The 3,240-nt window shown below is 66.9% G+C and carries 4 protein-coding genes; all 4 read right to left on the bottom strand.

Annotation, left to right across the window (positions count from 1 at the left end; all coding sequences use genetic code 11):
- Positions 1 to 513 (bottom strand): SDR family NAD(P)-dependent oxidoreductase (locus AC1DRP_RS35845; protein WP_476771056.1); only part of this gene is annotated, 513 nt, incomplete at its 3' end.
- On the bottom strand, positions 510 to 1,508 hold the full coding sequence (locus AC1DRP_RS35840; protein WP_441504524.1) for a branched-chain amino acid ABC transporter permease: 999 nt from the start codon (positions 1,506 to 1,508) through the stop codon (positions 510 to 512). The genes AC1DRP_RS35845 and AC1DRP_RS35840, both read right to left, overlap by 4 nt.
- A gap of 1 nt (position 1,509) precedes the next feature.
- Positions 1,510 to 2,412, bottom strand: coding sequence for a branched-chain amino acid ABC transporter permease (locus AC1DRP_RS35835; RefSeq protein ID WP_113517917.1), 903 nt, complete (start codon positions 2,410 to 2,412; stop codon positions 1,510 to 1,512).
- Between the two features lie 102 nt (positions 2,413 to 2,514).
- A partial coding sequence (locus tag AC1DRP_RS35830) for an ABC transporter substrate-binding protein (protein ID WP_476771055.1) occupies positions 2,515 to 3,240 on the bottom strand: 726 nt, incomplete at its 5' end.

Here is a 3,240-nt window from a genome sequence, read left to right as displayed (position 1 = left end):
GACCTGGGCTGGTCCCCATTCGGCGGCGAGCCCGCGCGTGATCGCGATGACGGCGGCCTTGGCCGGCGCATAGGCGTGAAGCGGGACCGAGCGCGAGCCGGTGATCGAGGCGATGTTGACGATGCTGCCGGCGCGACGCGTCAGCATCGCCGCCCCGAAGACGACGCAGGCCAGATAGGTCCCGCGCTGGTCGATATGGATGACATGGTCCCAGACCGCCATCGGCAGCTCGGTCGGCCGCAGGGGCGGCTGCAGCACGCCGGCGCTGTTGACAAGAATGCCGACCGGGCCGATCTCGGCCTCGATCCGCGCCGCCACGCGCCGCAGCCCCTCCTCGTCGCCGACATCGCCCTGGACGGCGTGGCCGCCGAGCTCGGCGGCGACGCTTTCCGCCAGCGCCAGGTCGCGGTCTAGGATCACGATCCGGGCGCCGCGCTTGGCCAGTTCGCGGCAGCAGGCGGCGCCGATGCCACTTGCGCCCCCGGTGACGACGGCGATGGTCTTCTCGGTCATGTCGACGTCCCCTTCACTGCGACGGGAGCAGGCGTGGCGGCACCGCGCGTGCGCCGCGCCGCCAGCCATTCCATCACGAAATCCAGCAGGCCTTTGCGCAGGCCGAGCGCGAAGAGCAGGATGACCGAGCCGAGCACGAGCCCGTGATGCTCGGCCGTGCGCGTGACGAAATCGTTCAGCAGCAGCAGGATTCCGGTTCCGACCAGCGGCCCGAGGAAGTTTGCCGTGCCGCCGAGCATGACGATGAAGACGGCCTCGCCCGACATCGTCCAGAAGGCGAACTCGGGATAGGCGCCCGAGACGAACAGACTCATGATCACGCCGCCGAGGCTGGCGAAGGCGCCGGCGAGAACGAAGGCGGTCAGCCTCGTGCGATAGACATTGATGCCGAGAAAGCCAGCGCGGGTGGCGTTGTCGCGGACCATGCGCAGCGCATAGCCGAAGGGCGAGGACACGATGTGCCGCATCGCCAGGAGCCCGAGCACCAGCAGCGCGGCGCTGAACAGATAGAGCTGCTTCTGGTCGGAGAGGTTGATGCCGAGGAAGGCCGGGCGCGGGATGCCGCCGCGCAGGCCCTGGTCGCCACCGGTGACCGGCACCCAGGCGATGATCATGCTGTGGATCAACATCTGGAAGGCCAGCGTCACGAAGGCGAAATAGATCTCCTTCAGCCGCACGCAGATCGCGCCGACGACGAGCGCGACCAGCGCCGAGATGCAGAGCGTCAGCAGGACGGCGAGCGGGATCGGCATGCCGGTGCGCTGCATCAGGATGCCGAAGCTGTAGGCGCCCATGCCGAAGAACAGGCCATGGCCGAAGGAGACCATGCCGCCATAGCCGACGAGCAGGTTGAGCGAGGTCGCAAACAGGCCGAGCGCGGCGCAGCGGATGACGAAATCGATCAGCGCGCTGCTGCTGGTGATGAGCGGCAGGATGGCCAGGACGAGGAAACCGGCAAGGGCGAGCGCGGCGTCGCGAAGGGCTGGGCGGGTCATCTCAGGCCGCCTCGCGTCCGAACAGGCCGGTCGGCTTCACGATGAGGACGAGCGCCATGCAAAGATACATCAGAGCCTCGGTGAAGAGCGGAAAGCCGAGCGCGCCAAAGGCCCTGATCAGCCCGATCAGGATCGCGCCGACCAGCGCGCCCATGATCGAGCCCATGCCGCCGATCACGGTGACGATGAAGGACTCGATCAGGATCGAGAAGCCCATGCCCGGCGTCAGCGAACGGACCGGCGCAGCAAGCCCGCCGGCGAGACCCGCGAGCAGGCAGCCGAGCGCAAACAGGGCCGTGAAGAGCAGGCCGGTATTGATGCCCAGCACGGAGACCATCGCCGGGTTGTGAGCAGCCGCACGGATCGTCTTGCCGATCCTCGTCTTCGCGATGGCCAGGCCGAGCACCCCCGCCATCAGCAGCGCCGCGGCGATCAGGAACAGATAGAAGGGCGGAACGACCCCGCCCATGATGAAGAGCGGCGGCACCTGGAAGGCCGGCGGCATGCCCATGGCGCGGAATTCCGGCCCCCAGACGATCCGCACGAGATCGTCGAGGATCAGCACCAGCGCGTAGCAGACGAGCAGCTGCATCAGGACGTTGCCGCCATAGATGCGCTGCATGAAGAAGCGCTCGATGACGATCCCGATCAGGCAGGTCCCGACCGCGGCACCGAGCAGTGCGAGCGCATAGCTCTGCGTCGCCTGGAACACCGTCATCGCGAGATAGGCGCCGATCATGTAGAAGGCGCCATGGCTGAAGTTCACGATCTTCATCACGCCGAAGATCAGCGTCAGCCCGACCGCGACGAGGAAGAGCAGCATCCCGATAATGAAGCCGCTCGTCGCCTGCGTCACGAGGCAGGATGACGAGGACAGGCAGTCCGTCAGGGCGTTGAGGTCCATCGCGCGCTCGCCGGGAGGAAATGGGCCGGGCCGCGCGCCAGGGCGCGGCCGGATCTGATGGGACGCAGGCGTCGGGTCGACCCCGACGGATCAGGACGGGCTTCAGACGAAGCCCTTGTCCTTCTTCCACTCGGCCTCGAGCTCGAAGATGCGCTGCCAGGACACGCTCTTCATCTCGGGAACATAGGGCTCCTTGGCGATCGTCGTGCCCCAGCCGACGGCATAGTCGACGAGCGTCTGGTCGTCGGCCCGCATCGTGACCTTGCCCTCGGCGCCAAAGGGCGACTCGATCGTCAAGCCGCGCAGGACCTCGGCCAGCTTCTTGCCGTCGGCCGAATTCGCCTTCTTCGCGGCAGCGGCGAGGAAATTGACCGCCAAGGCGTTCTGCCAGGCCCAGTTGGTCGGGTACTCGCCATATTTCGCGCGATAGGCGTCGCCCCAAGCGGCGTTCTGGGGCGTCGCCGGGAAGGTCTTGATGTAGCGATTGCCGGAATGGATGCCGGGCGGCAGGTTCTTGACCGTGGTCAGCGCCGTGTAATCGGCCATGTTGACCGCGAAGAACTGCATCTGCGCGAAGAGCGCATAGATGCCGGCCTGGTCGATGAAGGAGGTCAGGTCGCCGCCCCAGAGGCAGGAATAGAGCGCCTGCGGCTTGGCCTGCAGCAGCTTGGTGATCGACTCGGTATAGTCGGGCTGGAAGATCTTCGGCCAGGATTCCGCGACGACCTCGGCCTTGGGCGCGAAACGCTTGAGATACATCACGAATTCGGCGGTCGTATCGCGGCCGTAGGCGTAGTCCGGCGAGCAGGTCGCCCAGCGCGTCAGCCC

The organism is Allobosea sp. 01N443 (assembly GCF_056399325.1).
This window is presented reverse-complemented; position numbering and strand designations above follow the sequence as displayed.

Bases quoted from the DNA above. Each gene is read 5' to 3' on its own strand.
- AC1DRP_RS35840 (WP_441504524.1), bottom strand. From the start codon at position 1,508: ATGACCCGCCCAGCCCTTCGCGACGCCGCGCTCGCCCTTGCCGGTTTC.
- AC1DRP_RS35835 (WP_113517917.1), bottom strand. From the start codon at position 2,412: ATGGACCTCAACGCCCTGACGGACTGCCTGTCCTCGTCATCCTGCCTC.